Origin of the sequence: Mesorhizobium sp. M0998 (assembly GCF_040318885.1) — a bacterium.
Taxonomy (GTDB): Bacteria; Pseudomonadota; Alphaproteobacteria; order Rhizobiales; family Rhizobiaceae; genus Mesorhizobium.
Map to the genome: position 1 here is coordinate 1 of NZ_JAMYND010000041.1, position 23,519 is coordinate 23,519.

Below are 23,519 nucleotides of genomic sequence, written 5' to 3' on the forward strand. Positions count from 1 at the left end.
GTCGGCTCATAGACGATGCGTACGCCGGGCGGGTCCAACCGGCTCGGGCTCAACCAGCTCATGAACGCCTTGTGGCCGCGGCTGTGGTTGGCAAAACGCCGGCTCGCGCCGTCGCTCAGCCTGTGGGCGTCGAGATGGTCTTTCGATATGTCGATCCCGATGGTATCGTTGGTCATCTTTCACTTGTCCTGTGCTTGTCATTCGGAGCCGAACTCCGGGTATCCGTTCAGGCCTCAAGGGAAAGACGAGGGCGATCCGACTCTAGCTCGACCCGTCAAACGGTCAGCAATTCCACCGATCCGACCCTCGCCGCTGAGGGAGGGCGGCTACCCTCTCTCAGCGTTCCTTTCTGACCCATTCGGCAGCGAAAGTCATAAGACAAGCAATTCCAGGAAGTGTGAACGGCTTTCCGTCCGGAATTGCGTTTCCGTGAAACGATGAGCCATTCCAGGTTATGGAAAAAACACGGCCTCGCCCTTCAGCGCCTCGGCCAGCATCTTCTCGTACTTGCCGCGCGGCACGTCGATTGCACCGAAGCGTTTGAGATGCTCGGTGGTGAACTGCGTATCGAGCAGTGCAAAGCCACGCGCCTTCAGGCGTTCGACGAGGTGAACCAGGCAGGCCTTTGACGCGTCGGTCTCCCTGGCGAACATGCTCTCGCCGAAGAACACGCGGCCGAGCGATACGCCGTAGAGCCCCCCGACCAGTCGGTCGTTGTGCCAGGCCTCGACCGAATGGCAATGGCCCATCCGATGCAGCTCGATATAGGCTTCGCGGATCGGCGCGTTGATCCAGGTCGACCGACGTTCCTCGCGCCTTTCAGCGCAGGCCTCGATCGTTGCCTCGAAGTCGAAATCGATGCGGAACTCGAACAGGTTCTTGCGGATCGTCTTTCTCAGGCTTTTCGGTATGTGGAACCCGTCGAGCGGAATGATGCCGCGCGTCTCCGGCCGCACCCAGAATACTTCGGGGTCATTGGCGCTTTCGGCCATCGGGAAGACGCCGGAGGCATAGGCTTTGAGCAAAAGATCGGTCGGGATGCGATAACCGGGTGCGTAGGGACGGGTCATCGCTTCGCCCTGTATCACTCGCCTTCGGCCAGGTATTTTTCCAGCCAATGGATGTCGTAGTCGCCATTGGCGATGTCGGCGTTGCCAACGAGGTCGCGAAACAGTGGCAGCGTCGTCTTGATGCCGTCGACGACGAATTCGTCGAGCGCGCGCCGCAGCCGCATCATGCATTCGACGCGGTTGCGGCCATGCACGATCAGCTTGCCGATCAGGCTGTCGTAGTAGGGCGGGATCTTGTAGCCCGAATAGACGCCGGAATCGACGCGGATGCCGAGCCCGCCCGGCGTGTGGAAATGGGTGATGGTGCCCGGCGAGGGCGTGAAGGTGCGCGGATCCTCGGCATTGATGCGGCATTCGATGGCATGGCCGTGGAAGCGGATATCCTCCTGGCGCACCGAAAGCCCGCCGCCCGAGGCGACGCGGATCTGCTCGTGCACGAGGTCGATGCCGGTGATCGCCTCGGTCACCGGATGTTCGACCTGCAGGCGCGTGTTCATCTCGATGAAATAGAACTCGCCGTCCTCATAGAGGAATTCGATGGTGCCGGCGCCGGAATAGCCGAGATCGGCGATCGCCCTGGCGCAGACGCCGCCAATATGCGCGCGCTCCTCGGCATTGAGCGCCGGCGAGGGCGCTTCCTCCCAGACCTTCTGGTGGCGGCGCTGCAGCGAGCAGTCGCGCTCGCCGAAATGCACGCCGCGCCCGGCGCCGTCGCCGAACACCTGCACTTCGATATGGCGCGGCTTCTGCAGATATTTCTCGATATAGACTGCGTCGTCGCCGAAGGCCGCACCCGCCTCCGAGCGTGCCGTCTGCAGCGCCACCTCGAGATCGGCCTCGCTACGCGCCACTTTCATGCCGCGCCCGCCGCCGCCGGCCGATGCCTTGATGATCACGGGGTAGCCGATCGCGGCGGCAATGCGCTTGGCTTCCTTGTCCTCGGTGACCGCGCCGTCGGAGCCGGGCACCACGGGAATGCCGAGGCGTTTTGCGGTACGCTTGGCCTCGATCTTGTCACCCATGATGCGGATATGGTCGCCGGTCGGGCCGATGAAGGTGATGTTGTGCGCGGCGAGGATGTCGGCGAACTTGGCGTTCTCCGACAGAAAACCGTAGCCGGGATGCACCGCGTCGGCGCCGGTGATCTCGCAGGCGGCGACGATCTGGTGGATGTTGAGATAGCTGTCGCGCGACGGCGGCGGGCCGATGCAGACGCTCTCGTCGGCGAGACGCACATGCATGGCGTCGGCGTCGGCGGTCGAATGCACCACCACCGTCTGGATGCCGAGCTCCTTGCAGGCGCGCAGCACCCTGAGGGCGATTTCGCCGCGATTGGCGATGAGGATTTTCTGGAACATCTTTCGCCTGTTCCCGGCTCTACTCGATCACGACGAGCGGCATGCCATATTCGACCGGCTGCGCATCTTCGAACAGGATCGCCGTCACCGTGCCGGCGCGCGGCGAGGGGATCTGGTTCATCGTCTTCATTGCTTCGATGATCAGCAGCGTCTGGCCTTCCTTGACCTTCTGGCCGATTTCGATGAACGGCCTGGCGTCCGGCGACGGTGCCAGATAGGCGGTGCCGACCATTGGCGAGGCGACGGCGTTCTTCGACACTTCGGGCGTCGCCGGGGCGGCCGCTGCCGCGGGCTGCGCGGCTGCCGGGGCATAGGCCGGCTGAGTTGCGGCGACCGCATGGACGGCCGGCGCCTGCCGCGAGACGCGCACCTTCAGATCGCCCAGCTCGACCTCGATCTCGGTCAGGTTGGTGTCGTTCAGTATGCCCGCCAGATCGCGGATCAGCTGCTGGTCAACACCGTTCTTCTTTATCGACATTTTCGAGCCTTCTGTTTGTTGGCCGGTCATAGGCGTGCAGCCAGCGCCTGCAGCGCCAGCGTGTAGCCGAGCGGCCCGAACCCGCAGATCATGCCGACGGCGACCGGCGCGACCATGGAGACGTGGCGGAATGGTTCCCGCGCGTGGATGTTGGAGAGATGCACCTCAGCCACCGGCAGCGGCGCGACGGCGCGGATGGCATCGTGAATGGCGATCGAGGTATGGCCGTAGGCGCCCGGATTGATGACGATTGCGGCGGCCTTGTCGGCGGCCTCGTGGATCCAGTCGACGAGGTCGCCCTCATGGTTCGACTGGCGGAAATCGATCTCCAGCCCAAGTGCGGCACCTGCCTGCTTGCAGTCGTCGGCGATCGCGGCAAGCGTCTTGCCGCCATAGATGCCCGGCTCGCGCTTGCCGAGCGCGTTGAGATTGGGGCCGTTCAGGACGAAAACCGTTTTCAAAAAATGCCGACCTTTCCCGGCGCGGCTAAGCCGGCGCGCCGGACCCTCTATAATGGGCATAGACGCTGGCGAAAAGAGCGCAAGTGCGTTCTTTCGCCGTCCACAACAGCCGGAAAACGGCCCGTGCCGGAAACCCGCAGCCTAATCGAAACCCGAATGCTGATCAGAGCGCGGCCTTCGCCGCCTCGATCTTTTCGGCCAGCACTTCCTGGCCAAGCGCGCCGAACACCACCTCGTTGCCGACGACATAGGACGGCGTTCCGGTGATGGCGAGCTTGGTGGCGAGATCATAGGTCTTGGAGAAGGCCTCGGTGATGCTCGGGTCCTTCATCTTTTCGCGCAGCGCCGCCTCGTCGGCGCCGAGCGACAGCGCCACCTTGATTGCCGCCGCCTCGGTGGCGCGCCCCTGGCCGCCGAGTAGCGCATTATGGAATTCGCCGTATTTCTCCGGCTTCATCAAATGGAAGGCCATCGAGACGACGCTCGCCTTCTGCGAATCCGGGCCGAGGATCGGGAACTCCTTGAGTACGAAGCGCAGGTCCGGATCGGCCTTGGTCAGCGCGCGCATGTCGTCGATGGCGCGTTTGCAGTAGCCGCAATTATAATCATAGAATTCGACGATCGTGACCTTGCCGTTCGGATTGCCGACAACACCGTCGAATGAGGAATTGAAGATCTGGTCCTTGGCGTCTTTGATGACGCCGAGACTGGCGACGCGCTGTTCTTCCTTCTGCTTGGCCTCGAGTGCCTGCTGGGCTTCCAGAAGCACTTCCGGGTTCTTCAGCAGATAGTCGCGGACGATGCCTTCGACTTCGGCACGGTCGAGCTTGGTACCTGAGGACGTCGTCTGGGCAAGCTGTGCCGTGCCGGCCTTCGCCGTCTGCGGATTGCCGGCGACGAAGCCGAACGCCAGCATCGCGAGAGCCGCTGCCACTCCGGTAGTGCCCAGCAGAATTGCCTTTGTCATGATCCTCGATCCTCTTGCCTGTGTTCGGGTCCGCCCGGTTTGGCTGTGTCGCAGCCTGCGTCCGAAAGGTTCACTTCTTCTTACCTGATGGTGCGTAGTTTATAATGTCCTGCGCGCGAAGCCAGCCCGGCTCGCCCCGCTTCATGCTCTGCTGCGCCCGCATGGCGAAGATTTTCGCATTCTTGTAGTCGCCGGAATAGAAATGCCCTTCGGCGGTTGCAAGCTCGGCGGCCGGGATGTTGCCGAGTTCCCCGTAAGCCTGTGCCAGATAGCGGTATCCGGCGGCGTTTTCGCGATCCCGTCCGAGGCCGGTGTTGATCTGCGCCACCGCCTTCTTCAGCGAATCCTGCGTGCCGATCGCCATCAGCGCCTGGCCGTAAGAGACCGGCAGCAGCCCCGATCGCGCCGGATCGAGGCTGACCGACTTGGCATAGGCGTCCGCCGCATCCTTCGGCCGGTTCGCCTTCATCAGGATGTCGCCGCGCAATTCCTGGAAATAGGGATTTTTCGGCTGTTCCTTGATCAACGCGTTGGTCTTGGCGAGCGCCGACGCCAGATTGCCGAACAGATAGGTCATCTGCGCGTCGCCATAGCGTGAGGCGAGGCTGCCGGGGTTCTTTCGCATCAATCGCGACGCCGCCGCCTGGCCCTGCATGTAGGCGGCGATCTTGATGCGCATCATGTCATGGCGCTGCTGCAGTGCCGGCGGGTCGACCTTGTCGACGTAAGGGCTCTGCTTCACCAGCACTTCGAGATTGGCGATACGCTCCTGCGGCATCGGATGGCTGATCCTGTAGGGATCGACTTGCGCGCCCGAGAGCGACAATGCGTTCTGGAAGCGGCCAAACGTCTTCAGCATGCCCATGCCGGACTGGCCGGTTGCATTGAGATAGGTGATCGCCGAACGGTCGGCGGTCATCTCTTCGGTGCGCTGATAAGCGAGGATGCTGCGTTGCGCCATCTCGCCGCCGCCGGCCACCACGCCCATGCCGGCGCCGGCGAGACCGCGGCTGTTGCTGGTGGCGCCGGCCACCATGGCGCCGGCGCCAAGCAGCGTCGCCAGGATCGCCATCGTCTTGGCGCGCTCGAGCTGTTCTCGCAATTTCTGCTGGTGTCCGCCGGCGATATGGCCGGCCTCGTGGGCAATGACGCCAATGATCTCGTTGGGCGTTTCGGCCGTCATCAGCGCGCCGGTGTTGATGAACAGCCGGCGGCCGGCAACAAAGGCGTTGAAGCTCTGGTCGTTGACCAGCACGATGTTGATGGCGTCGCCCGACAAGCCCGCCGCCTTGAAGATCGGCCGCGCGTAATCGCGCACCAGCGCCTCGATCTCGGCATCGCGCACAACCGGCACATTCTGCGCAAAGGCATTGACCGAGCCGGCCATGGCGACCACCGCAGCAAGCGACAGCGTCGCGAGGGCGCGCGCTGTCCTGGCGATCGTCGATTTGGGTCGGCTCAACATGGCAGGTCCACTGGTAGACGAGTGGGCGAAGGATGAAAAGTCGGCAGCCTAAACTTACCGAACTTGTGATCCCCACACCAATCGGGCATTTGTGCGGCGCGGCCAGCATGGCCGGCACGTGTGGACAAGTGTGGTGGATTGAAAAATGGTTGTTTCGCTTTCGCGCCGCGGCGCGGTCGAACCGTTCCATGCCATGGACATCCTGGCCGAGGCGAATCGGCTGAAAGCCAAGGGCCTGCCGGTCGTTTCTATGGCCGTCGGCCAACCTTCCGATCCGGCGCCGGCCGGGGTTCGCGAAGCGGCGGCCAATGCCTTGAAAGCAGGCCGCATCGGCTATACCGACGCGCTGGGCCTCGCCGGTCTACGCAAGGCGATCGCGACGCATTATGGCGAGCACTACGGGCTTGACGTTTCGCCCGAGCGGATAGCCGTCACCACCGGATCGTCGGCTGCCTTCAACCTCGCTTTCCTGGCAATGTTCGATCCAGGCGACCGCGTCGCCATCGCTGCGCCCGGCTATCCTGCCTATCGCAACATCATGGCCGCGCTCGGCATCGACATCGTCGAGATCGAGTTGGACGGCGCCGCCTATCTGCATGCCGAGCACCTGCAAGCCGCGCATCGCGAAAAACCGCTGAAGGGCGTGCTGTTCGCCAGCCCGGCCAACCCGACCGGCGCGGTCATTCCCGCCGGCGATCTCGAGGCGCTGGTCAAAACGGCGCAAGAGCTCGGCATCGCCGTCATCTCGGACGAAATCTATCACCGGCTGGCCTATGCGGCGCCCGACACGACGGCGCTTGCTTTCGGCGCGGATGTGACGGTGATCAATTCCTTCTCGAAATATTATTGCATGACCGGCTGGCGCATCGGCTGGATGGTGCTGCCGCAGGAACTGGTGCGGCCAGTCGAGCGCATCGCCCAGAGCCTCTACATCTCGCCGCCCGAACTGTCCCAGATTGCCGCGATCGAGGCATTCAAGGCGACGCCAGAGCTGGAAGCGGTGAAGGCGCGCTATGCCTGGAACCGCGAGCTCCTGATACAACGCCTGCCGGAGCTCGGCTTTGCTTTGGCCGCGCCCATGGACGGCGCGTTCTACGCCTTCTGCGACGTCACCAGGCACACCAATGACAGCATGGCGTTTGCGCGCAGGATGCTTGCCGAGGCGCATGTGGCGGCGACGCCGGGCCGCGATTTCGACCCGCTGCAAGGCCATCGCACGATGCGCTTTTCCTATGCCGGCAGCCACGACGACATGGTCGAGGCGATGGCGCGTATCGAACGCTGGCTGAAGTAGCGGGGGCGACGATGCCGGAGCTTGAACAGGCGCCCCAGCTTGAACAGGCGTTGCGCGAGGTCGCTGCCGAAATGGCGGAGCGTACCGATCGCGGCGACGTCGCCAGCTATATCCCCCAGCTCGGCAAGATCGATCCGAAAAAATTCGGCATTGCCGCGGTGACCAATGACGGCCGCATGCTGACCGCGGGCGACGCCGACGAGGCGTTTTCGATCCAGAGCATCTCAAAGGTGTTCACGCTGACGCTGGCGCTCGGCAATGTCGGCGACGCGCTGTGGCAGCGGGTTGGGCGCGAACCTTCGGGCAATCCGTTCAACTCGATCGTCCAGCTCGAGCACGAGAACGGCATTCCGCGCAATCCATTCATCAATGCCGGCGCCATCGTCGTCTCCGACATCCTGCTTGCCGGCCATCAGCCGCGCGAGGCGATCGGCGAGATCCTGCGCTTCATCCAGTTCCTGGCCGATGACGACACCATCGTCATCGACCGCGAGGTCGCGGCGTCCGAACGCGCCACCGGCTTTCGCAATTTCGCGCTTGCCAATTACATGAAATCGTTCGGCAATCTTCACCATGCGCCGGAACTGGCGCTGGGCGTCTATTTCCACCATTGCGCTATCGCCATGAGCTGCCGGCAACTGGCCCTGGCTGGCCGCTTCCTTGCCAATGGCGGCAAGAACCCGGCGACCGGGCATTCCGTCGTCTCGGCAGAGCGCGCCCGCCGCATCGGCGCGATGATGCTGACCTGCGGCCACTATGACGGCTCCGGCGACTTCGCTTTCCGCGTAGGCATTCCCGGCAAGAGCGGCGTTGGCGGCGGCATATTGGGGATCGTGCCGGGCGTCGCCTCGCTTGCCGTCTGGTCCCCTGGCCTCAATGCCAACGGCAATTCCAGGCTGGGCTCGATCGCGTTGGAAAAACTGGCGAAGACGATGAACTGGTCGATCTTCGCACCATAAGCATTTTGCAGCCAAATGGAATCATTTGGCGTCCGCACAAATGCAGCAAAACAAACAGTTAGAGCGGAATGCCCCATTCAATTGAATGCATTCCGCTCTGGTGCCTGTCGCCTGAATTGGAGCAAAAAATCCCGCGCAGCCGATCCGCAGCGCGGGATTTTTTTTAATCAGAAAGTCTGGCTAATGCGCGGAAAAGCTTAGAAAAAGCCCTTCCGCTGCCACCAGCCGGCACGCTTCGGCTTGTCCTCGGCCTTTGCCTCCTCGGTCTTTGCCTCGTCGGCCTTTGCCTCGTCCGGGACGATCGAGGAGACGACCGGCACGACCGGAGCATCCACCGGTACGGGCTTGCGCCGCGACGGCCGGACCTTCGGCGTTTCCCCGGCAGCCGCCACTTCGGTCTCCTGCGACACCGGTGCGGGGGTCTCGCCGGAAGCCACGGAGGCGGCCTCGGCAGCCGATGTCTCGGCGCCCGCAATCTCGGCAACTGCTTCCGCCGCAACCTTCTTCGGCTTGGCGGCGCGGCGCGGCTTCTTCGGCTTTTCGGCGCTCGGCGTGTCGTCGTTCGCCGGAGCACGCACCGCAAGCTCTTCGGCCGGCGGCGCACCTTCCGGCTCGCCGGTCACGGGCTGTGCTTCCGACACCGCACCTTCCGTCATGGCGGCCGGCTCGCCGGCGCTGGCTTCGATCTCGCCTTCGCCCTCTTCGCGGCGATTGCGCTTGCCGCCGCGCTTGCCGCGCCGGCGCTTCTTGCCGTGACCGTCGTCCGCCGCTTCCGCCGTTTCGGCAACACCGGCCGGCGCTTCACGTTCCGCTTCGGCAGCTTGATCGCCGGCGGCGACGAAGGCATCGTCTATCGGCGCCGAAACGGAAGCACCTTCCACAGCAGCGCCATGCTCGCGATCGCCATGTTCGCGTTCCCCGTGCTCACGATCCCCGTGTTCACGATCCCCATGTTCACGATCCTTGCCGCCGCGCCGTCTGCGGCGCTTGCGGCGCTTGCGATCGCGGCCTTCGCCGTCCTCGCCGGACCTTGGCTGCTGCGGCTGCTGGGCAGGGCGTGGCTGCTCGGCCTGCACCGGTGCCTCGTCTTCCTCTTCGATGACGATCTCGTCCTCGGGTTCTTCCGGCTCGACATAGGCCGGGAACGTGCGCGCCTCGACAAAGCCTTCCGGCTTTTCGGCCAGCGCGCCGCGGAAGATGGCATAGTGTTGTGCACCGACCGCGTCATCGGCTTCGATGGTGATGGTCACGCCGAAGCGGTGCTCGAATTCCACCAGCGTGCCGCGCTTGTGATTGAGCACATAGAGCGCGGTCGCCGCCGGCGTCCGCACCGTGATGTGGCTGCGCGAATCCTTGAGCAGGAATTCCTCGATTGCCCGCACCACCATCAGCGCGACCGACGAATCGGAGCGCACATGGCCGGTGCCGCCGCAATGCGGGCAAGGCTTCATGGTCGATTCCAGCACGCTGGCGCGGATGCGCTGGCGCGACATCTCCATCAGGCCGAAATGCGAGATGCGGCCGACCTGGATGCGGGCACGATCGTTCTTGAGGTGATCCTTCAGCCGCTTCTCGACGGAGCGGTTGTTGCGGTTCTCCTCCATATCGATGAAGTCGATGACGATGAGGCCGGCGAGATCGCGCAGCCTCAATTGCCGGGCGACTTCCTCGGCGGCTTCCAGATTGGTGTGAAGTGCGGTGTCCTCGATCGAGTGCTCCTTGGTGGAACGGCCCGAATTGACGTCGATGGCGACCAGCGCTTCCGTCTGGTTGATGATGATGTAGCCGCCGCTCTTCAGCGTCACCTGCGGCTGCAGCATGCGGTCGAGCTGCGCTTCGATGCCGTTGCGCACAAAGATCGGCGTCGTGTCGCGGAACGGCTGAACCACCTTGGCGTGGCTCGGCATCAGCATGCGCATGAAGTCCTTGGCCTCGCGGTAGCCTTCTTCGCCGGAAACCAGGATCTCGTCGATATCCTTGTTGTAAAGGTCGCGCACCGAGCGCTTGATCAGGCTGCCTTCCTCGTAAACCAGGGCAGGGGCCGTGGATTGCAGCGTCAGATTGCGGACGTTTTCCCAAAGCCGCATCAAATATTCGTAGTCGCGCTTGATCTCTGCCTTGGTGCGGCTTTCGCCTGCCGTACGCAGGATGACACCCATGCCTTGCGGCACTTCGAGATCGGCGACCACTTCCTTCAGCCGCTTGCGGTCCTGCGCATTGGTGATCTTGCGCGAAATACCGCCGCCGCGGGCCGTGTTCGGCATCAGCACCGAATAGCGGCCGGCCAACGACAGGTAGGTGGTCAGCGCTGCACCCTTGTTGCCGCGCTCTTCCTTGACGACCTGCACCAGCAGGATCTGCCGGCGCTTGATCACTTCCTGGATCTTGTACTGGCGACGGACCGGCTTGCGGCGGTTGCGCACTTCTTCCAGCGCGTCCTCGGCGCCGACCGATTCGACCTCGTGATCGTCCGGATGCGAGGATTGCACCTCTTCCAGCATGCCGCGATCATTGTCTTCGGAGGTTGCTTCGCCGCTTGTCTCGGCCCCGCTTGTCTCGGGCCCGCTTACCTCGACTTGCGGGACGGCTTCCGAGATTACGTCGGCATCGACGTTGGCAGCGATGGAACTCGAACCGCCTTCGGACGGCTCGGTCTCACCGCGATCGGCGGCTTCATCGCTCTGCCCGGCGGCACCCTCGCTCTGTCCGGCAATGTCGGACATGGTGTTGTCGTCAACGGCATCCAGCTTTTCTGCGACGGCATCTTCGCCGTTCTCGCCATTCTCGCCGTCGGCCGCGCCTGCCTCGCGCCTGTGCTCGCCGCGGTCGCGGCTCTTGCCGCCGCGCCGGCGTCCGCGCTTGCCACGGTCGCGGCTCTGGCGGTCCTCGCCTTCGGCGGCTTCCTCGTCCTCTTCGTCCTGGGCTTCCTGTGCTTCCGCACGCAGCAGCGCCTGACGGTCGGCGACCGGAATCTGGTAGTAGTCGGGGTGTATTTCACTGAAGGCGAGGAAACCGTGACGGTTGCCGCCATATTCGACAAAGGCTGCCTGAAGAGAAGGTTCGACGCGCGTTACGCGGGCGAGATAGATGTTTCCTTTGAGCTGCTTCTTGTCCTGGGATTCAAAGTCGAATTCTTCAATACGGTTACCGCGAACGACGACAACGCGTGTTTCCTCCGGGTGGGAGGCGTCTATCAGCATTTTGTTGGGCATTATTTCGTTTCCTCCCGGCAGCCGTCGGCCGCAGCTTGCGAGGCAATGCCCGCTGCCGTGGACCTGGAACATGGGTGCCGGACAATTGAACGTCCGCCGGCCGCTGCCTGAGCGCCATGGCGGTGCCGCCCGCAGCCGTAGTGGCGCGGTTTGTTGCGGACCTTTCCATGATTGCGCTTGAAGCCATCGTCACCAGCAGAACCTTTTGAACCAAAGCCCGGAAAAAACCGGACCAGCTTGTTTGCTCATACAGAGCCGGAACGGGACAATCCCGGCCGTTTTGCTCACGCAGGCGATTCCCCCGCCACGGGAGCACGCCTGCGAAAATCGTCGCGATCACCGATGCCTTCTTCGCCTGAAGCGAAAGGAGCCGTCTTGCGTCTGACCTGTAGCAGGAAGCTGCGGAGGAGGACGGTTCCAGGATTGCAGTGATCCACCATCGCTTTTATGATTTGGCGGGTTGGAAGGCAACCCCGATTCCCGATGCCGGCAAAAAGCCGTTCCGCAGCGGAAGCCCAGGTTCCAAGCCTTCCATGAAAAGGCTTGGTTAACCTTCTCTGGATACCAATCGTTAATCGAGTTCGCGGCCTGCCAGCACTTTGACAAGCAATAGGGCACTTCGACAAGCGATCGGGCATGACGCCAACGGGAGCGATTGGTAGAAAGATGGGACTGGCAGGCTTCGCAGACAAGGGCCGTCATCATGGAGGCTGGTTGTTCCGCACCGCCTGCCTGCTGTCGCTGATCCTGGCTTGCCTGGTCTTTTCGCCGCTTTCGCGTGCTGCCGACGTACCGCTCGGCGCCACAAGCTACAAGATGGCCGGCGATGCCACCAAGATGCGCATCGTCATCAATTTCGACCGCGAACCCGACATCAAATGGTTCCTGCTGCGCGGCCCCAATCGCCTGGTCATCGATCTGCCGGCCACCAGATTTGCCCTCAATGCCAGGGATGTAAAGCCGCGCGGCCTTGTCCGCACGGTGCGTTACGGCGAGCTCGGCGAGGGGAAATCGCGGCTGATTCTCACCGGCAAGGGACCGTTCGCCGTCGACAATCTCGACGTGCTCAAGAACGGTGACGGCAACGGCTACCGGATCGCCATCGACATGTCGGCGGCCTCGCAGCGGGAATTCGACGCAGCGCTCGCCAATCAGGCGCTGACCACCGGTTCGACGGTCTCCGCCGACAAGGCCGGCAGGGTCGGTACCGGGCCGGTCTCCAATCCGGGCCATCGTTTCACCGTCGTCGTCGATCCCGGCCATGGCGGCATCGACGGCGGTGCCGAGGGCCTGAACGGTACGGTCGAAAAGAACGTGACGCTCGCCTTTGCCATGGAACTGCGCGACAAGCTCGCCGCCAGCGGCAAATACGACGTGTTCCTGACGCGCGAAACGGACGAGTTCCTGCGGCTCGACGACCGCGTGCGCATTGCCCGACAGCATGAGGCCGACCTGCTCATCTCGATCCATGCGGACACGATCAGCCTCAAGGGCATTCGCGGCGCAACCGTCTACACCGTGTCCGACAAGGCTTCCGATCCCGAGGCGCAGGCGCTTGCCGACCGTGAAAATCTTTCCGACCAGTTCGCCGGCATGGAGATCAAGGACGACAGCAAGGAAGTGACCGATATCCTGATCGACCTGATCCGCCGCGAGACGCATAATTTTTCGATGAGCTTCGCCCATACTCTCGTCGGCCAGCTTTCCACCAGCGTCGGTCTGATCAACAACCCGCAGCGTTCTGCCGGCTTCAAGGTGCTGAAGGCGCCGGACGTTCCATCCGTGCTGGTCGAACTCGGCTATCTGTCGAACGCCAAGGACGAAGCGCAGTTGCTCAGCGCCGATTGGCGCAACAAGGCGACCCAGAGCATAACCAACGCCGTTGCCCTGTTTGCTTCGGCCAAGAGCGGAACGGGGGCCGGAGGCTGAAATGTCCGCCGGCGCCCACAACCTGAAGCAGCGTTGCACGGCGACAACACCCTGTGCTTTTATTTCCGGCATTCGAAATCGAAATTCCACGCCGCCGTATTTTGCCCACATGGTCGCGACATGGATTTTGCGATTACGGTTTGGGATCGTCCCGAAAGCTTGCGTGAAGGGCGGCTTCGTTTAGGAAATTCCCGAACCAAGGACTGGAGCGGGTATGATTCGTCTCATTGGCTATTTCTTCGGCATCGGCACGACGCTGGCCCTTTTGGTCGCGGCGGGCGTGGCGATCTATATCGGCCATTTGTCGAAGGACCTGCCCGATTACGAGGTGCTGGCCAAATACGAGCCGCCGGTGACCACCCGCATCCACGCGTCGGATGGCGCGCTGATGGCCGAATATGCGCGTGAGCGGCGGCTTTATCTGCCGATTCAGGCGATCCCGGATCGTGTCAAGGCGGCCTTCCTGTCGGCCGAGGACAAGAATTTTTACAATCACCCCGGCATCGACGTGACCGGCCTTGGCCGGGCCATTGTCGTCAACCTGCAGAATGTTGGTTCGGGAAAGCGCCAGGTCGGCGCCTCGACGATTACCCAGCAGGTGGCGAAGAACTTCCTGTTGTCTTCAGACCAGACCTACGAGCGCAAGATCAAGGAGATGATCCTCGCCTTCCGCATCGAGCAGGCCTACTCGAAGGATCGCATTCTCGAGCTCTATCTCAACGAGATTTTCTTCGGCTTCGGCGCCTATGGCGTCGCCGGTGCTGCACTCACCTATTTCGACAAATCGGTGAACGAGCTCACCGTGGCCGAAGCCGCCTATCTCGCCTCCCTGCCGAAGGGGCCGAACAACTACCATCCCTTCAAGCATGCCGATCGCGCCTTGGAGCGCCGCAACTGGGTGATCGACCAGATGGTCGAGAACGGCTACGTCACGCATGAAGAAGGCGAGAAGGCCAAGGCCGAGCCGCTCGGCGTCACGCCGCGCCGCACCGGCAACTATCTCTTCGCCGGGGAGTATTTCACCGAGGAAGTGCGTCGCCAGATCATCGCGCGCTACGGCGAGAATGCGCTCTACGAAGGCGGCCTTTCCGTCCGCACGACGCTCGATCCGAAGATGCAGCTGATTGCCCGCAAGGCCATGCAGAACGGACTTATGAAGTTCGACACGCTGCGCGGCTACCGCGGGCCGGTCACGAGCATCGACGTTGCCGGCGACTGGGGTGTGCCGCTGGGCAACGTCAAGCGGTTGGAGGACGTGCCGGAATGGTCGCTCGCCGTCGTGCTCGACAGCTCGGCCACCGGCCTGTCCATCGGCCTGCAGCCGACGCGCCAGATCTCCGGCGAAATCGTCAAGGACCGCGTCGAAGGCACCGTCAGCAAGGAAGACATGAGCTTCGCCATGCGCCACGTCGTCGACGGCAGGACCGTCAAGGCGAAGTCGCCCGCCGACGTGCTGAAGCCGGGCGACGTGATTTTCGTGCAGAAGAACGACGGCTCGGACAACAGCTACAGCTTGCGCCAGGTTCCCGAAGTGGAAGGCGGCCTGATCGCCATGGACCCGCATACCGGACGCGTCCTGGCCATGGTCGGCGGTTTCTCCTACGCGCAGTCGGAGTTCAACCGGGCGACGCAGGCCATGCGCCAGCCGGGGTCGTCGTTCAAGCCGATCGTCTATTCGGCCGCCCTCGACAATGGCTATACGCCCGCCTCCGTGATCATGGACGGGCCGATCACCATCCAGAGCGGTAACACGACCTGGACGCCCAAGAACTACGACGGAACGGTGGCCGGCCCGGCGACCTTGCGGTCCGGCATCGAGAAATCGCGCAACCTGATGACGGTGCGGCTTGCCAACGACATGGGCATGAAGCTGGTCGTGGAATATGCCGAGCGTTTCGGTGTCTACGACCACCTGGCGCCGTATCTGCCGATGGCACTGGGATCCGGCGAGACGACGGTGATGCGCATGGTGTCGGCCTATTCGATCATGGCCAATGGCGGCAAGTCGATCAAGCCGTCGCTGATCGACCGCATCCAGGACCGCTACGGCAAGACCGTCTTCAGGCAGGACGAACGCGGCTGCTCGAACTGCAACGCCGCCGAGTGGCAGAACCAGCCAGAGCCGGAGCTGGTCGACAACTCCGAGCAGGTGCTCGATCCGATGACCGCCTACCAGATCACATCGATGATGGAGGGCGTCGTGCAACGCGGCACCGGCGCCACCATCAACGAGCTCGGCCGTCACATCGCCGGCAAGACCGGAACGACCAACGACGAAAAGGATGCCTGGTTCATCGGCTATACGCCGAACCTCGTTGTCGGCCTTTATATGGGCTACGATCAGCCGAAAGGCCTTGGCAAGGGCGCGACCGGCGGCGGCCTTGCCGCGCCGATCTTCAAGGATTTCATGCGCGTGGCACTGGACGGCACGCCCAATGTCGACTTCAAGGTTCCGGACGGCATGAAGCTGATTGCGATCAATCGCAAGACCGGCATGCGAGCCAACGCGGGCGACGCCGGAACCATCATCGAAGCCTTCAAGCCGGGTACCGGTCCCGCCGACAGCTACTGGGTGATCGGCATGGGTGCGGACGGCTCCAACGCCACCGGCGGGGCGCTGTCGCCGCAGGCCAACCAGGCCATCCAGTCGGGCGGCGGCGGGCTCTACTGACAATCGCTACATCGGGTCGGGCCGGCTTGACGATGATGGTCGAGCCGGTCCATTCCGTTTTACAGGGGCCGGTACATTACAGGGGCCGGCGCTTTACAGGAGACCGTGCCGTCCCTATGTATCGCGCCACCAAACCGCCATCCAGCAACAGGACAGAACAGCCAGCCATGCGCGCGGAAACGCAAAACATTGTCGACGAGATCAGGCAGGCGATCACCCTGCTGAGGAGGCATCTTTGACTGGGACCAAGCCATAAAGCGGCTTGAGTACCTGAACGTCCGTGCCGAGGATTCGAGCCTCTGGAACGAGCCGCTGGAAGCGCAAAAGCTGATGCGCGAGCGTCAGGGCCTCGAGGAAGGCATTGCCGCGGTCAAAGGCCTCACCCAGGCCCTGGAAGACAATATCGGGTTGATTGAGCTTGGCGAGGAAGAGGGCGACGAGGGCGTCATCGCGGAGGCCGAAGCGGCGATCCGCTCGATGCGCGGCGAGGCCAAGGCGCGCCAGATCGAAACGCTGCTGTCGGGCGAGGCTGACGCCAACGATAGTTATCTGGAAGTCCATGCCGGCGCCGGCGGCACCGAAAGCCAGGACTGGGCCTCGATGCTTCTGCGCATGTATACGCGTTGGGCCGAGCGCCGGCGCTTCAAGGTCGAGGTGCTTGAAGTGCATGACGGCGAAGAAGCCGGCATCAAGTCCGCCACGCTGCTGATCAAGGGCCACAACGCCTATGGCTGGCTGAAGACGGAATCGGGCGTGCATCGTCTCGTGCGGATTTCGCCCTATGACAGCAATGCGCGCCGCCACACCTCCTTCGCCAGCGTCTGGGTCTATCCCGTCATCGACGATACGATCGACATCGACGTTTCCGAATCCGACGTCCGTATCGACACGTATCGGTCGTCGGGATCGGGCGGCCAGCACGTCAACACCACCGATTCGGCGGTGCGCATAACCCATCTCGCCACCGGTATCGCGGTTGCCTGCCAGGCCGAGCGCTCCCAGCACAAGAACAAGGCCAAGGCCTGGGAAATGCTGCGCTCGCGGCTTTACGAGGAAGAGCTGAAGAAGCGCGAAGCGGTGGCAAACGCCACCGAAGCGTCGAAGAGCGATATTGGCTGGGGCCACCAGATACGGTCCTACGTGCTGCAGCCCTATCAGCTGGTGAAAGATCTGCGCACCGGTGTCGAGAGCACCAGCCCGTCGAGCGTGCTCGACGGCGACCTCGACGATTTCATGGAAGCCTCGCTGTCGCAGCGGATCGAAGGTGGCGCCGGCGAAACGGTGGCCGATATCGACTGAGGCCGCCGGGCACCAATCCGGCAGGAATGTGGGTTCATCACGCGAGAGTTACGGCCATCGCGCGAGAGTGACGAGCTCTCAATTTGCACTTACCTGTCGTTCTACAACTTTGTTTTTCATCGGATTTTTCAAAATCGATTTCCGCTTTTTGACGCGGATGCCGCGGGCCGCCGATGCCAAGCCTGGAACCAGCGCGAGCCAAATCCCGTTATTGGCGATCCCGCTGCCGGGGTTGACCAGGTTTCGTCAATCAGGACGGCAGGTTGGTTCCGGCCGCAGAGGTCGGCGTTCGGTTGCGACAGCAATTGCTTGCGCCGACCAAGGAATCAGCCCAGCATTCATGCGCTGGGGAGGAAAAAAGCATTTATGGCCGGACGCGGCGTATCTGCGACCTGACGATCCGGCCACTGGGAAGACACGTTCCGGGAACGGGCAAGCGAAATGCTTGACAACCGTTGATAGGAACTGCGCTCATGCCTGCTCTCACAACCAGACCGGCCCCAGTCGCCCGCACGGCGCGCCGACTCCTGAATTCACTTGTCGCGGCAGTGGTTTTGATAGCTGCCGCCATTCCATTTGCGGCGCCTGCTCTGGCGCATGATGCCAAGCCGACCGCGGCCATGCCGCAAGGCTGGAGCTATCCCTTCTCCTGCTGCTCGGGCTATGATTGCCGCGAGGTCTCTCAGACATCGATCAGCGAACGTCCCGAGGGCTATGTCATCAAAGGAACCGGGGAAGTCGTGGCCTATAGCGACAAGCGGATCAAGAATTCGCCCGACGGCGAATATCATTGGTGCTCCGTTGCCGGTGCCAATGACGGAAAGACCATCTGCCTGTTCGTGCCGCCATCGTCCTATTAGCGCATGACGCCCGAAAGCTTGCCGACGGGCTGACCCGGGGGTGTGCGGCGGCTTTGGATCGATGAGCCTTCGGTCGGCACTCCAGCACTTTTAACCTGTGCATCGCAGGCTCACAGGTCGCTGACAGGCAGTTGTCAGGAGCGTTTCTTTATGCTGCCTTTGCTTACGGGCGGCATTGTGAGGGACCAATCCATGACGATCAAGGCAAGCTGCCACTGCAAGGCGACGACGTTCGAGGTCTCGCAAGCACCGCAGACAGTGACGCGATGCACCTGTTCCTTCTGTTCAAAACGCGGTTCGTTGTGGGCCTATTACACCCCATCCCAATTCAGGCTCACCAGCCCGCCGGAGAATGTTTCGTTCTACCAGTGGGGATCGAAAACCATAAAACACGGTTTTTGCGCCAGCTGCGGCTGTGGGACCTTCACCGAGACGCCGGACTGGTCGACAGGCGAGCCGAATTTCGACAATCCGAAGATCAGCGTGAACTCGCGGCTGTTCGACGATTTCGATCTCGACAAGGTCGAAGTGGTGGTCATCGACGGCAAGAATCTCTGGTAGCCGGTCGAATTGCGGTGGTCGCGCGAGCCGCTGCAGGCGTGTGGAATTGAGCCGGGGAAAGCCGCGGCAGCGGCTTTTGCTGGTCCGCTTTTCGCCGCATTTCATGTTACAAGTCGCTGGAAGGGCTGATGCGGTGCGCCGTTGCGCGGCCGTGGAATGGAGAGGGACCACCATATGAAAAAGATTGTGCTCGCCGTCGTGGCGACGGCTGTGCTCGTGAGCGCATGCACCACCGATCCCTACACCGGGGAACAGAAGGTTTCCAACACCGCTGCCGGCGCCGGTCTCGGTGCTTTGGCGGGTGCCGGGCTCGGCATGCTTGCCGGCGGTAACGACCGCCGCAACGCGCTGATCGGCGCGGGCATCGGCGCGCTTGCCGGCGGTGCCATCGGTGCCACCATGGACCAGAACGAGGCCGAACTGCGCCGACAGCTTCAGGGCACAGGCGTCAGCGTCACCCGCACCGGCGATCAGATCATCCTCAATATGCCGTCCGACATCACCTTCAACGTCGACCAGGACGCGGTGAAGGCCGGTTTCTATCCGGTGCTGAATTCGGTGGCCCTTGTGCTGAAAAAGTTCCGCCAGACCACCGTCGACGTGTTCGGCCACACCGACTCGACCGGCAGCGACGAGCACAATTTCGACCTGTCGCAGCGCCGTGCTTTGGCGGTCGCCAACTATCTGTCCGGACAGGGCGTCGATTCCCGCCGCTTCGCCGTCACCGGCTTCGGCAAGACACGTCCGATCGCCTCCAACGCGACCGCTGCCGGCCGGGCTCAGAACCGCCGCGTCGAGATCCAGCTGTCGCCGCTTACCTGAGGCAAGCGCACGAACCGGCCGCGGCCCCGCAAGGGGCCGCTCTAATGGCTATGTCGGCCCTCCGTCCGCCGGCATCCTTCGTTCGTGATGTCAGGACCGGGCCGGCTGATCGACAATCGCGGCAACGATCCGGCGCACGATCGGAAGCACAATCAGCAGACTGGGAAACGCGACAAGCCATGAAGCGCCCCATGCATAGCTCCAGGCCGCTATAAACCCGTTCGTCCAGCCTGCGCCGATTGCCGTCGAAACCGCCGAGACAATCGAGGACATCAGAATCGAAAGAACCAACGGCATCACCACCGCGCCGTAGGAGGGCGGCAGCTTTCTCAATTTGAAGGCTCGGTCCGGTGATGCTTGCATCGAAATCTTCCTAATCAAAAAAATTTGCGTAGGCGTTATTGTGAGGACGATCAGGCGGCATATGCCGTCTGCAGCGCCAATTCCTGAATGAAGCTTCGTAGCGAACGCGGCTCGCGGCCAAGCACGGCACGCAACGTCAGGCTGTTTCCGCCGAGGCCGTATTTGGCGTAGTGGCTGTGTACTTTGGCCAGCATCTGCAACTGCCGGTCGGCATAGGGAAGGCGGGCCTTCGCCGCCCAGTCCTGAAATGTCGGCTCGCCCGCCGAAACCGGCCGGCCAAGCGCTTCGCTCATCATGGCGACGACCTCTTCGCGGCTGTGCATACCGTCGGCGCACAGCTCGAGGGTCGCATAGGACAAACGCGCTTCGGTCAGTGCGATTGCCGCCACTTCAGCCACATCGCGATAGTCGACGCGGGCGAGCTTCGCCGTCCTTGGAAACGGCTCGGCGAAAACGCCATGCTCGACGACGGACGGCCAGGCCGGCGCGATATTTTGCATGAAATTGGCCGGGTGCAGAATGGTGTACTCCATGTTCGTCGAATAGAGGGCAGCTTCAACGGGTACCTTGCTTGCATGGTTTTCCAGCCTCGTATTGGTCGGCTGGATCACCGACGAAAAGACGAACTTTCGAACGCCTGCTCGCGCCGCCGCCTCAACCATGGCAACCCCCATGGCGGCTTCGTCGGGAGCAAAGGCCGGTCCGATGTGAAAGACACCGTCGACACCTTTCACGGCCTGCTCAAGGCTCCGATGGTTGCGCAGATCTCCGATCGCGATCTCGGATGCGCCGCCTTTCCGGGCTTTTTCGGCACTCGCGGCGTCACGAACAAGCGCTCGAACCCTGGCATTGCGGCGGACGAGTTCAGGCACCACCAAACCGGCAACGCGGCCTGCGGCGCCTACGACCAGGACCGTTGGACTGGGTGTTCGCATGACGATCTCCTTCCTTCGAGTCTGCCTTTCGGCCTGTGCAGGGAAGATAAAATCTAGCGAACTTCGTTACAATTGATCGATTTTGCGATAGGTTCTCCCGATTTTCGGTAGAAAGGAGCGATGAGCGATGAGCCGGATAGATGATTTCGAAGCCTTCATTGCCATTGTCGAGCATGGCAGTCTGACGGCTGCCGCACGCCGGCTGAACCGCTCACTGCAGTCGGTCAGCCGGTCCCTGGCGACATTGGAGGAATCAATCGGGGTCGAGCTTCTGCACAGGACGACACGCCGCTCGACGCCGAGCGAAGCCGGAGCGGCCTTTTTCCAGCGCATCAAACCCGCCGTCGAGGAAATTAACGAAGCCAGGCTTCAGGCGGCCAATCGACGGTCGGAGCCATGGGGCATCCTGCGTGTCAGTGCCCCGGTTCTGTTCGGCCCGGACTTCCTCGTGCCGGTCATCGCCGATTATATGCGGACATATCCCCGGGTCGAGGTTGACCTCCAGCTTTCCGATGAATTTGTCGATCTCGATGCCGAGCGCCTCGATTTGGCTGTCCGAATCGGCAATTTGCCGGATTCCAATTTACGTGCGAAGCGCCTGGGCGCGCTGCGGCGCGTGGTGTTCGGCGCACCTGCCTACTTCCAGCAACACGGCCGACCGGCCCATCCGCTCGAATTGCGTGAGCATCAATGCATCGTACGAACCGTCGACGGCCGCCCAGGCGAATGGATGTTTCAGATTGAAGGCAAGCCCCGGCCGGTGAAGGTCGCGGGTACCTTCCGGTCGAATTTGATGATATCGATCTATGCGGCCGCGATTCACGGATTGGGTCTGGGCTACTCGCCGCTTTGGCAGGTAAAGCACCTGGTGGACGATGGCCGCCTGGAACTGGTTCTAACCGAATTCGAGCCGGTGCCGGTGCCGATACACGCCGTGTGGCCGGAAGGCAGGTCGTCCTCAGCCAAAGTTCGCGCTTTTCTGGACCTGCTGGCATCCCGCCTGGAGCTCAGGGATCTTTAGCTACATAGCGAGCCTAGCGGCATACGGATCGCCGGCAGCACCAAAATCGACCGCCTCGCAGCAACGCCACAAGATTACCGAGAGCAGTACTTCTCAAAAGAGGGTGCTTCGCGCGTCGGCGGGGCCGCGCGCGAGCTGTGTCAGACCTTGGCGACGATCCGCATGAAGGCCGGCATGTCGTCGCCGAAGCCGACGGTCGCGTCATTGTCTTCCTGGCGCTGGCGGGCAGGGCGCTCGCGCTGCGGCCTGGTGTCGCCCCGTTCCGGCGCGCGCCGTTCGTTGCGATCGGGCGAAGCCTTGCGTTCAGGTGAAGCCTGGCGCTCGCTGTTTTCCGAGCGGATCGCCTCTTTGCGGGTACGCCGCTCGTCGATGTCGGCGACGGTGGCTTCGGCCACGACCGGCTGTTCTTCGCTAACTGCTTCCGGCGCTGCTTCTTCGCTGCGCCTGGCGTGGCGTTCACGCGGTTTGCGCTCGCCCCTGTCCTTGGCGTCATCCTTGCGACCGGCACGGCGTGGCGCACCGCGGCCACGGCGCGGGGCCTCATCCTCGCCGCCTTCGCTGGCAACGACCGTCGACAAATCGCCGTCATGCCACTCGATCTTCGTGCCGATCAGCCGCTCGATGGCGTCGATGTATTTGGTGTCCGACTTGGTCGCGATGGTGAAGGATTTGCCCGAGCGCCCGGCGCGGCCGGTACGGCCGATGCGGTGGACGTAATCCTCCGCGTGGATCGGCACGTCGTAATTGAAGACATGGCTGACATCGGGAATGTCGAGGCCGCGCGCCGCGACATCCGAAGCAACGAGGTAGCGCAGCTTGCCGTCACGGAAATTGGCCAGCATCTGCATGCGCGCGCGCTGGTCCATGTCGCCGTGCAGGGCGCCGGCGTCGAAGTCATATTTCAGCAGCGAGCGGAACAGCTCCGATACCTCGATCTTGCGGTTGCAGAAGATGATGGCGTTCTTCAGCTCGGCATCCTCGGCTTTCATCAGATTGCGCAGCGTCTCGCGCTTGTCCCAGGGTTTCGGGCCGGATTTCACCAGCCGCTGGGTGATGTTGGTGGCGGCCGATGCTGCCTTCGACACTTCGACGCGCACCGGTGCGTGCAGGAATTTCTCGGTGAGCTTGGTGATTTCCGGTGGCATCGTCGCCGAGAAGAACAGCGTCTGCCTGGTGAACGGAATCATCTCGCAGATACGCTCGATGTCGGGGATGAAGCCCATGTCGAGCATGCGGTCGGCCTCGTCGATGACGAGGATCTCGACGCCGTTGAGCAGGAGCTTGCCGCGCTCGCGATGGTCGAGCAGGCGGCCGGGGGTCGCGATCAGCACATCGGCGCCGCGCTCGAGCTTCTTGTCCTGCTCGTCGAAGGACACGCCGCCGATCAGCAGTGCGATGTTGAGCTTGTGGTTCTTGCCGTATTTGACGAAGTTTTCCTCGACCTGCGCGGCGAGCTCGCGCGTCGGCTCGAGGATCAGCGTGCGCGGCATGCGCGCGCGGGCGCGGCCCTTTTCCAGCCGGGTGAGCATCGGCAGGACGAAGGACGCCGTCTTGCCGGTGCCGGTCTGGGCAATGCCCAGCACGTCCTTGCCGAGCAAGGCGTGCGGGATAGCACCAGCCTGAATCGGCGTCGGCTCGGTGTAGCCGGCATCGGTAACTGCGGAAAGGACCTTCGGCGACAGGCCGAGGTCTGCGAAGGTCAACGCTTCTTGAGCGATCTGGGTGTCTGAGGACAAGTTTGGCTGTCTTTGGCTGGTTCGGGGGCGCAACATATGCAGTCGCGGCAAGCGCCGC

19 protein-coding genes are annotated in these 23,519 nt (G+C 62.7%); 9 read left to right on the forward strand and 10 right to left on the reverse strand.

Features of this window, described 5'->3' with window-relative positions; all coding sequences use genetic code 11:
* Positions 1-452 precede the first annotated feature (452 nt).
* The 6 genes from aat to NKH59_RS27505 form a co-directional block, all read right to left on the reverse strand.
* Entirely contained in the window at positions 453-1,070 is a 618-nt protein-coding gene (gene aat / locus NKH59_RS27480; RefSeq protein ID WP_023674821.1) for a leucyl/phenylalanyl-tRNA--protein transferase, read from the reverse strand.
* 14 nt (positions 1,071-1,084) lie between these two features.
* The gene (accC, locus tag NKH59_RS27485) at positions 1,085-2,428 is read right to left on the reverse strand and encodes an acetyl-CoA carboxylase biotin carboxylase subunit (RefSeq protein WP_023674822.1); all 1,344 of its coding nucleotides are present in this window, start codon (positions 2,426-2,428) and stop codon (positions 1,085-1,087) included.
* A gap of 19 nt (positions 2,429-2,447) precedes the next feature.
* Complete coding sequence (gene accB / locus NKH59_RS27490) at positions 2,448-2,906, reverse strand: acetyl-CoA carboxylase biotin carboxyl carrier protein (protein WP_352926534.1); 459 nt, start codon at positions 2,904-2,906, stop codon at positions 2,448-2,450.
* 26 nt (positions 2,907-2,932) lie between these two features.
* Positions 2,933-3,367: a type II 3-dehydroquinate dehydratase gene (aroQ, locus tag NKH59_RS27495; RefSeq protein WP_023717478.1), complete on the reverse strand. Its 435-nt coding sequence runs from the start codon at positions 3,365-3,367 to the stop codon at positions 2,933-2,935.
* 163 nt (positions 3,368-3,530) lie between these two features.
* Positions 3,531-4,334, reverse strand: coding sequence for a DsbA family protein (locus NKH59_RS27500; protein ID WP_352451092.1), 804 nt, complete (start codon positions 4,332-4,334; stop codon positions 3,531-3,533).
* A 70-nt stretch (positions 4,335-4,404) separates the two neighbouring features.
* A complete protein-coding gene (locus NKH59_RS27505; RefSeq protein WP_352684843.1) occupies positions 4,405-5,799 on the reverse strand; it encodes a M48 family metalloprotease in 1,395 nt (464 codons plus the stop codon).
* 145 nt (positions 5,800-5,944) lie between these two features.
* Here NKH59_RS27505 and NKH59_RS27510 point away from each other — a divergent pair, with 145 nt between their 5' ends.
* Positions 5,945-7,093, forward strand: coding sequence for a pyridoxal phosphate-dependent aminotransferase (locus tag NKH59_RS27510; protein ID WP_352926540.1), 1,149 nt, complete (start codon positions 5,945-5,947; stop codon positions 7,091-7,093).
* 11 nt (positions 7,094-7,104) lie between these two features.
* Entirely contained in the window at positions 7,105-8,052 is a 948-nt protein-coding gene (locus tag NKH59_RS27515) for a glutaminase (RefSeq protein ID WP_352501649.1), read from the forward strand.
* A 197-nt stretch (positions 8,053-8,249) separates the two neighbouring features.
* Here the strand turns inward: NKH59_RS27515 and NKH59_RS27520 are convergent, their stop codons facing one another.
* Positions 8,250-11,264, reverse strand: a complete 3,015-nt coding sequence (locus tag NKH59_RS27520; RefSeq protein ID WP_353023632.1) for an Rne/Rng family ribonuclease — start codon at positions 11,262-11,264, stop codon at positions 8,250-8,252.
* Between the two features lie 666 nt (positions 11,265-11,930).
* Between NKH59_RS27520 and NKH59_RS27525 the strand changes: the two genes are divergently transcribed.
* From NKH59_RS27525 to NKH59_RS27550, 6 genes are all read left to right on the forward strand, one after another.
* A complete protein-coding gene (locus tag NKH59_RS27525) occupies positions 11,931-13,193 on the forward strand; it encodes an N-acetylmuramoyl-L-alanine amidase (protein ID WP_352835949.1) in 1,263 nt (420 codons plus the stop codon).
* A gap of 214 nt (positions 13,194-13,407) precedes the next feature.
* The gene (locus NKH59_RS27530) at positions 13,408-15,864 is read left to right on the forward strand and encodes a penicillin-binding protein 1A (RefSeq protein WP_352835946.1); all 2,457 of its coding nucleotides are present in this window, start codon (positions 13,408-13,410) and stop codon (positions 15,862-15,864) included.
* A gap of 167 nt (positions 15,865-16,031) precedes the next feature.
* Positions 16,032-17,163 (forward strand): peptide chain release factor 2 gene (gene prfB / locus NKH59_RS27535; protein ID WP_352451084.1). Its coding sequence is split into 2 segments (ribosomal slippage): positions 16,032-16,097 and positions 16,099-17,163, totalling 1,131 coding nucleotides; the frame shifts between segments, so codons are not numbered across the junction.
* 473 nt (positions 17,164-17,636) lie between these two features.
* Positions 17,637-18,023: a hypothetical protein gene (locus tag NKH59_RS27540; protein ID WP_031212810.1), complete on the forward strand. Its 387-nt coding sequence runs from the start codon at positions 17,637-17,639 to the stop codon at positions 18,021-18,023.
* 192 nt (positions 18,024-18,215) lie between these two features.
* Positions 18,216-18,584, forward strand: a complete 369-nt coding sequence (locus NKH59_RS27545) for a GFA family protein (RefSeq protein ID WP_352874039.1) — start codon at positions 18,216-18,218, stop codon at positions 18,582-18,584.
* A 174-nt stretch (positions 18,585-18,758) separates the two neighbouring features.
* Positions 18,759-19,406 (forward strand): YiaD family glycine zipper/OmpA-like lipoprotein, encoded by a 648-nt coding sequence (locus tag NKH59_RS27550; RefSeq protein WP_254817106.1) that lies wholly within the window; start codon positions 18,759-18,761, stop codon positions 19,404-19,406.
* 90 nt (positions 19,407-19,496) lie between these two features.
* On the opposite strand, the gene NKH59_RS27555 is transcribed toward NKH59_RS27550, so the two are convergent.
* Both NKH59_RS27555 and NKH59_RS27560 read right to left on the reverse strand, forming a co-directional pair.
* Positions 19,497-19,769 (reverse strand): DUF2798 domain-containing protein, encoded by a 273-nt coding sequence (locus tag NKH59_RS27555; RefSeq protein WP_023679921.1) that lies wholly within the window; start codon positions 19,767-19,769, stop codon positions 19,497-19,499.
* 50 nt (positions 19,770-19,819) lie between these two features.
* Entirely contained in the window at positions 19,820-20,704 is an 885-nt protein-coding gene (locus NKH59_RS27560) for an NmrA/HSCARG family protein (RefSeq protein ID WP_353023635.1), read from the reverse strand.
* Positions 20,705-20,831: 127 nt separating this feature from the next.
* On the opposite strand from NKH59_RS27560, the gene NKH59_RS27565 reads away from it, so the two are divergent.
* Entirely contained in the window at positions 20,832-21,725 is an 894-nt protein-coding gene (locus NKH59_RS27565) for a LysR family transcriptional regulator (RefSeq protein WP_353023637.1), read from the forward strand.
* Positions 21,726-21,865: 140 nt separating this feature from the next.
* Here NKH59_RS27565 and NKH59_RS27570 read toward each other — a convergent pair whose 3' ends face one another.
* Complete coding sequence (locus NKH59_RS27570) at positions 21,866-23,461, reverse strand: DEAD/DEAH box helicase (RefSeq protein ID WP_352970542.1); 1,596 nt, start codon at positions 23,459-23,461, stop codon at positions 21,866-21,868.
* Positions 23,462-23,519: the final 58 nt, after the last annotated feature.